At 65.2% G+C, this 6,405-nt stretch carries 5 protein-coding genes; all 5 read right to left on the bottom strand.

Going from position 1 to position 6,405, the window contains the following annotated elements; translation table 11 throughout:
- Positions 1-520: 520 nt before the first annotated feature.
- A complete protein-coding gene (locus XCSCFBP4642_RS0115445; protein WP_029220594.1) occupies positions 521-2,083 on the bottom strand; it encodes a 2-isopropylmalate synthase in 1,563 nt (520 codons plus the stop codon).
- On the bottom strand, positions 2,080-3,150 hold the full coding sequence (locus tag XCSCFBP4642_RS0115440; RefSeq protein ID WP_029220593.1) for a threonine dehydratase: 1,071 nt from the start codon (positions 3,148-3,150) through the stop codon (positions 2,080-2,082). Before XCSCFBP4642_RS0115440 ends, XCSCFBP4642_RS0115445 begins: the two co-directional genes overlap by 4 nt.
- Positions 3,151-3,288: 138 nt before the next feature.
- Positions 3,289-3,546, bottom strand: a complete 258-nt coding sequence (locus tag XCSCFBP4642_RS0115435; RefSeq protein ID WP_029220592.1) for an ACT domain-containing protein — start codon at positions 3,544-3,546, stop codon at positions 3,289-3,291.
- Positions 3,530-5,251 carry an acetolactate synthase 2 catalytic subunit gene (gene ilvG / locus XCSCFBP4642_RS0115430; RefSeq protein WP_029220591.1) on the bottom strand — a complete coding sequence of 574 codons (1,722 nt, stop codon included), beginning with the start codon at positions 5,249-5,251 and terminating at the stop codon, positions 3,530-3,532. Before ilvG ends, XCSCFBP4642_RS0115435 begins: the two co-directional genes overlap by 17 nt.
- 46 nt (positions 5,252-5,297) lie before the next feature.
- Complete coding sequence (gene ilvC / locus XCSCFBP4642_RS0115425; protein ID WP_029220590.1) at positions 5,298-6,299, bottom strand: ketol-acid reductoisomerase; 1,002 nt, start codon at positions 6,297-6,299, stop codon at positions 5,298-5,300.
- Between the last annotated feature and the right edge of the window lie 106 nt (positions 6,300-6,405).

Raw genomic sequence — 6,405 nt, 5'->3', positions numbered from 1 at the left:
GGCAGACGCTTGGCTGGAAGACGCCGAACCAGGCGCTGGAAGAAGAGATCGCTCAATTCAACTCACGTGTTGCACTTGCAAGTTGAGACCGCCACCGGTGGTGCATGCGCGCGTTCCGGCGTGGGACCTTGAGCGGCATGGATGCCGCGCCAGAGCCTACATGGACGTACTTGCGGCGTGTCCCATGCCGGTACGCGTGCAAGCGCCGGCAGCAAACCGAAGCATTCGCATGGAACGCGAGATGTTTTGCGCAAGATTGATTGCTGTGCGGAGTTGGTCTGCAGTGCGGTGCCGCATCCTGTGTTGGGACACGCCGCGAATCCGTCCCCTGAAGAAGCATTCATTCGTACGGAACCCGCAGACGCCGCCCGCGATGTGGGTGCGCGGCAGCGTGTCTGTGGTCGGCAGTTGCGCAAGCGCCAGCAGCAGGTTGCACCTGTCAAACAGTTCGACCGCAAAACCAAAACGGCCAGCAGATCACTCTGCGGGCCGTCAGGTTTGCATCGTCCAGCGAATAAGCCTACGCCACCGCAGCGGTCTTTCCAGCGACCACGCCACGCTCGCGCTGGCGCAACAGGCGGTTGGCCACGTCCAGCCATGCGAGGGCGCTGGCTTCGATGATGTCCTTGCTGGTGCCGGTGCCTTCGTATTCCACGCCGTCGTGGCGCACACTCAGGCTGGCTTCGCCACGCGCGTCCGCGCCGATGCCCACGCTGTGTACCTGGTAGCTGTCCAGCTCTAGCTTCACGCCGGTGGCCGAGGCCAAAGCACCGAATAGCGCGTCCACTGGCCCGTTGCCCTGTGCGGTTTCCGCCACGCGGTTGCCTTCCGGGTCGGACAACTCCACCAATGCATTCGCACGGCTCCCCACATCGCTGATTGTCATCGATGCCAGGCGATAGCCTTCCTGCACGGTGGCGTCCTGCATCAACGCCTGCAGATCCGCATCGGTCACAACGCGCTGCTTCTCGCACAGTGCCTTGAACTGCTCGAATACCAGCTTGACCTCCTCTTCTTCCAGCAGGTAGCCCAGTGCACGCAGGCGCTGCTCGACCGCGGCGCGGCCGCTGTGGCGGCCCAGCACCATCTGCGACGATTCCCAGCCCACATCTTCCGGACGCATGATTTCGTAGGTGCCGCGGTGGCGCAGCATGCCGTGTTGGTGAATGCCCGATTCGTGCGCGAACGCATTGCCGCCGACCACCGCTTTGTTGCGCTGCACCGGCATGCCGACCAGGCGCTGCAACAACTGCGAGGTGGAGACGATGCGTGGCGTGTTGATCGCCGAATCGATGTTGTAGAACGCATCACGCACCTTCAGTGCCATGGTGATCTCTTCCAGCGCGCAATTGCCGGCGCGCTCGCCGATGCCGTTGATGGTGCATTCCACCTGGCGTGCACCGCCTTCGATGGCCGCCAGCGAGTTGGCCACCGCCAGGCCCAGATCGTTGTGGCAGTGCGCGCTGAAGATCACTTTGTCGGCGCCTTCGACGCTGGCGATCAAGCGCGAGAACATGCCGCGGATCTCTTCCGGCGTGGTGAAGCCCACCGTGTCGGGCAGGTTGATCGTGGTAGCGCCGGCGGCGATCGCCACACGCGTGACCTCGACCAGGAAATCTTCCTCGGTCCGGGTCGCATCTTCGGCGGAGAATTCGATGTCGTCGATATAGCCGCGTGCCAGGGTCACGTGCTTGTGCACCGATTCCAGCACCTGCTCACGGCTCATGCGCAGCTTGTGCTCGCGATGCAGCGGACTGGTGGACAGGAAGACGTGCAACCGCGGATTGGCCGCTGATTCCAGTGCCTTGGCCGAAGTCTCGATATCGGTCTGCAGGCAGCGCGACAGCACAGCCAGTGTCGGCCGGCGCAACTCGCGTCCCATCATGGCGACCGCTTCGCGGTCGGAGTGCGAGCTGGCCGGGAAGCCGGTTTCGATGATGTCCACGCCGAGTTCATCCAGTGCGCGCGCCATCACCAGCTTTTGCTGGGGCGTCATGCTGCAGCCGGGGGATTGCTCGCCGTCGCGCAGGGTGGTGTCGAAAATTCGGATACGCGGGGTCTGGTTGGATACGGTCGTGTTCACCAGGAAGACTCCTCTACGGCGATGGCGGTGACAGGCGTTGTAGCGACTGCGGATGGACGGGAAACAGCGGCGGGATGTGGCGGTGGCTTGACGCCACGTTCGTTGCGCAGCCGCTCGGTATTGCGGCGGCGCGGTTTGCGTGGCGGACGCGGCCGCACTTCGGACAAGAGTGTGGCCAGAACGGTTGCGTCGATATTACCGCCAGAGACCACCGCACATTTGCGTTTGCCCGCGACGCGGCGACCAGCGGCCAGGGCGAGGGCACCGGCGCCCTCGGCAATGACGTGTTCTTCCAGTGCCAGCCGCACCAGCGTTTCGCGCAATTCGGCCTCGCGCACGATGACCACATCGTCCAGCAGGCTCGCGCACAGGCGGCGGGTGAGGAAGCCGGGAATCTTGACCTTGACGCCGTCGGCGAGCGTGGCAACGGGCGTGATCTCGCGCACATCGCCGCGCACGGCACGGGCCATGGAGTCCACGCCTTCCACCTGCGCGCCCACCACACGCACGCCCTGCGACTTCAGCGCCAACGCAATGCCGGAGGCCAGGCCACCACCGCCGATCGGCACGATCACCACGTCCGGCGCATGCGCTGCCAGCTCGATCCCGACCGTGCCCTGGCCGGCGATCACGTCCGGGTCGTCGAAGGCGGACAGAAAGCGGTAGCCATTCTGGTCGGCCAGCTCGCGGGCAAAGGCGAAGGCCTCGTCGTAGCTATTGCCATGCTGGCGCACAGTGGCGCCCCAGTGCGCCACGCCGGCGATCTTGGTCTGCGGCGCGCCATGCGGCATCACCGTGATGGCCTGCACACCCAGCCGATAGGCCGACCATGCGACGCCCTGCGCATGATTGCCGGCCGAGGCGCAGATCACCGGGCGCTCGTCGCCGCGTTCCAGGCCTGCCAGCAGCGCGTTCAACGCACCGCGCACCTTGTAGGAGCCGGTGCGCTGCAGGTTTTCCAGTTTCAGCCACACGCCGAAGCGCTCGGCGTAGTGCAACGGGGTGGGCGACAGATACTTGCGCAGGCGTGCCTGTGCAGCCAACACGTCGGCCACGCTGACGGCCACGTCGCCTACGTCTGGCTCCTGCGGGGCGGGGCGACCTGAATCAGGCATTGCAGCACGCGCGCGGCCGATCCGGAAGAAGACACCTCCGGACGGCGTTGTGGTGATCACGCGAGGTCTGGATGCTGGACATCAGTACGTTCATGCGGCGGCCTCGACCGATTCCAGTGCGGTGATCGCAACGGATTCGCAGTCGTACACCTTCTCCAGTTGCAGGCGCAGCGTTTCCGGCGGACGGCTGCTGACCACATCCAGCTGCAGGTGCCAGCGGCCTGACCCATCCGGTTGGGCAGCACCCTGGATGGCGCATGGACGGAAGCCGCGTCGCTCGGTCATGCCGAGCACGCGCACCAAGGCGCCTTCGGCCGGCTTCAGCATCAGATCAAGCCGGTAACGCATGCGATGTCTCCTTGGCCGCGTGTGCGGGATTGCTGTCCAGCATGGTGCTGTTGGCATTGTTGGGCGGCACCAGCGGCCACACGTTGGCACGCGCATCGATGGCCACATGCAGCAGGCCGGGGCCGGGTTGCGCCAGCAGTTCGGCCAGCGCGGCATCGACATCGCCGCGCGCGATGATGCGCTTGGCCGGGATGCCGAACACCTGCGCCAGCGCTGCAAAATCCGGGTTGTCGGACAGATCGATCTCGCTGTAGCGCTCGGCAAAGAACAACTCCTGCCATTGCCGCACCATGCCCAGCGCACTATTGTCCAGCAGCACGATCTTCACCGGCAGCTTGCAGCGCGCAATGGTCACCAGCTCCTGCACGTTCATCATGAAACTGCCGTCGCCGGAGACCAGCACCACGGTGCGGTCGGGACAGGCGAACTGCGCGCCCATCGCGGCCGGCAGGCCGAAGCCCATGGTGCCGAGCGCACCGCTGGTGAGGTGGTTGCGCGGATCGTTGAAGCGGCAGTGCTGGGCCACCCACATCTGATGTTGGCCCACATCGCAGGCGATGATGGTGTCGGCCGGGGCCACTTCGCTCAGGCGCTTCAACAGCGCCGGGGCGTAGATATCGGTACCGGGCGCGTCGTAGCGGGCACCGAATTTTTCACGGTTGGCAAGACAGCGTGTGCGCCAGCCCTGGCAGTTGGCCCGCGCTGCGCTCAGTGCCTTGAGGCTGGTAGCCACATCGCCGGGCACCGCGATGTCGGCGGTGCGCAGCTTGGAAATTTCATAGGCATCGGCATCCAGATGGATGACGCGCGCAAACGGAGCGAACTCGCTCAGCTTGCCGGTGGCACGGTCGTCGAAGCGTGCGCCCACCACCACCAACAGATCGCATTCCTGGATGGCCATGTTGGCCGCACGGGTACCGTGCATGCCCAGCATGCCCAGGTAGTCCGGATGCGCGTGCGGCAATGCACCCAGGCCACGCAGGGTCAGCGCGGTCGGGATGCCGGTCGCCTCGACGAAGCGCCGGAACGCCTCCACCGCCCCGGCCAACGCAATCCCGCCGCCGCCGTACACCACCGGGCGCTCGGCGCTGGCGATGGCGGCCAGTGCTTCGGCCAATTTCGCATCCGCCGGTGCCGGTGGCGGCAGCACCGCCGCTGGCACATGTTCCGGCAGATGCGAGGCATCGGCGATCTGCACGTCCTTGGGCAGATCGATCAACACCGGACCCGGGCGTCCTTCGCGTGCAATGCGGAACGCTTCGCGCACCATCTCCGGCAACTGGTCCACGCTGCGCGCCAGGAAGCTGTGCTTGACGATCGGCATGGTCATGCCGAACACGTCCAGCTCCTGGAACGCATCGGTGCCCAGCAGCGGCGTGGCGACCTGGCCGGTCAGGCAGATCATCGGCACCGAGTCGAGCATCGCATCGGCGATGCCGGTGACCAGGTTGGATGCGCCCGGGCCGGAGGTGGCCACGCATACGCCAACCCGGCCACTGGCGCGGGCGTAGCCGTTGGCGGCCAGGGCGGCGCCCTGCTCGTGGCGGACCAGGATGTGCTTGAGCCTGGAATCCACCAGGGCGTCGTAGAACGGCATGATGGTGCCGCCCGGATAACCGAACAGCGTTTCCACGCCTTCGGCTTCCAGGGCCTGCGTCAGCCAGCGCGCGCCGTTGCGGGGCATGCTGTGTGCGGAGGTGTTCATGCGTTGCGGACCTTCGGTGTTAAGCGGTGGGGGATGCGGCGGCGAGTTACGCCGCTTGTTGGTTCGCTGGTGCGGCAGCGGCCTGCTGTTCGCCATTGAGCCATACCATATTGGCGCGCAGCTTCTTGCCCACTTCTTCGATCGGGTGCTCCAGATCGGCCTGCTTGTACTTGTTGTAGTTCGGCAGGCCGGCTTCGTACTCGGCCACCCAGTTCTTGGTGAAGGTGCCGTTCTGGATATCGGTCAGCACGTCCTTCATGCGTGCCTTGGTGCTGGCGTCGATCACGCGCGGGCCGCTGACATAGTCGCCGTATTGCGCCGTTTCGGATACGAATTCAAGCATGCGGGTGATGCCGCCTTCGTAGAACAGGTCCACGATCAACTTCAATTCGTGAAGGACTTCGTAGTATGCGATTTCCGGCTGGTAACCGGCTTCCACCAGCACCTCAAAGCCGGCCTGCACCAGCGAGGATGCACCACCGCACAGGACTGCCTGCTCGCCGAACAGATCGGTTTCGGTCTCTTCCTTGAAAGTGGTCTTGATGATGTTGGCACGCGCGCCGCCCAGGCCGCCGGCATAGGTCAGCGCGAGCTGTTCGGCCTTGCCGCTGGTGTCCTGGTAGACCGCATAGATGCACGGCACGCCGCGGCCGATCTCGTATTCGCGACGCACCAGGGCGCCCGGGCCCTTCGGCGCAACCAGCACTACGTCCAGATCGGCGCGCGGTTTGATCATGTCGAAGTGCACGTTCAAGCCATGCGCGAACAGCAGGCAGGCGCCTTGCTTCATGTTCGGCGCGATGACGTCTTCGTAGAGCTTCTTCTGCACCATGTCCGGGGTCAGGATCGCGACCAGATCGGCGCTCTTCACTGCTTCGGACGGCGCCACCACGGTGAAGCCATCAGCCTGGGCCTTGGATTCGGTCGGGCCACCGGGACGCAGGCCGACGGTGACGTCGAAGCCGGAATCGCGCAGGTTCAGCGCGTGCGCGCGGCCCTGGCTGCCGTAGCCGATGATTGCGATTGTCGGTTGGGTGTGGTTGCTCATGAGTAGTCCTTGCGGGGTTGGCAGTGGAGATAGGGATCAGCCGGCAGTGCGGGCACTGGCCGGCCGAGCAAAACAGAAAGGGGCGAATTCGCTGCGCGGGCAGGCA

The sequence above is a fragment of the Xanthomonas cassavae CFBP 4642 genome, from assembly GCF_000454545.1.
GTDB classification, from domain to species: Bacteria; Pseudomonadota; Gammaproteobacteria; order Xanthomonadales; family Xanthomonadaceae; genus Xanthomonas; species Xanthomonas cassavae.
This window is presented reverse-complemented; position numbering and strand designations above follow the sequence as displayed.

Coding starts and splice junctions, on each gene's coding strand:
- XCSCFBP4642_RS0115435 (WP_029220592.1), bottom strand. CDS start 3,546: ATGCGTTACCGGCTTGATCTGATGCTGAAGCCGGCCGAAGGCGCCTTG.
- ilvG (WP_029220591.1), bottom strand. CDS start 5,251: ATGAACACCTCCGCACACAGCATGCCCCGCAACGGCGCGCGCTGGCTG.
- ilvC (WP_029220590.1), bottom strand. CDS start 6,299: ATGAGCAACCACACCCAACCGACAATCGCAATCATCGGCTACGGCAGC.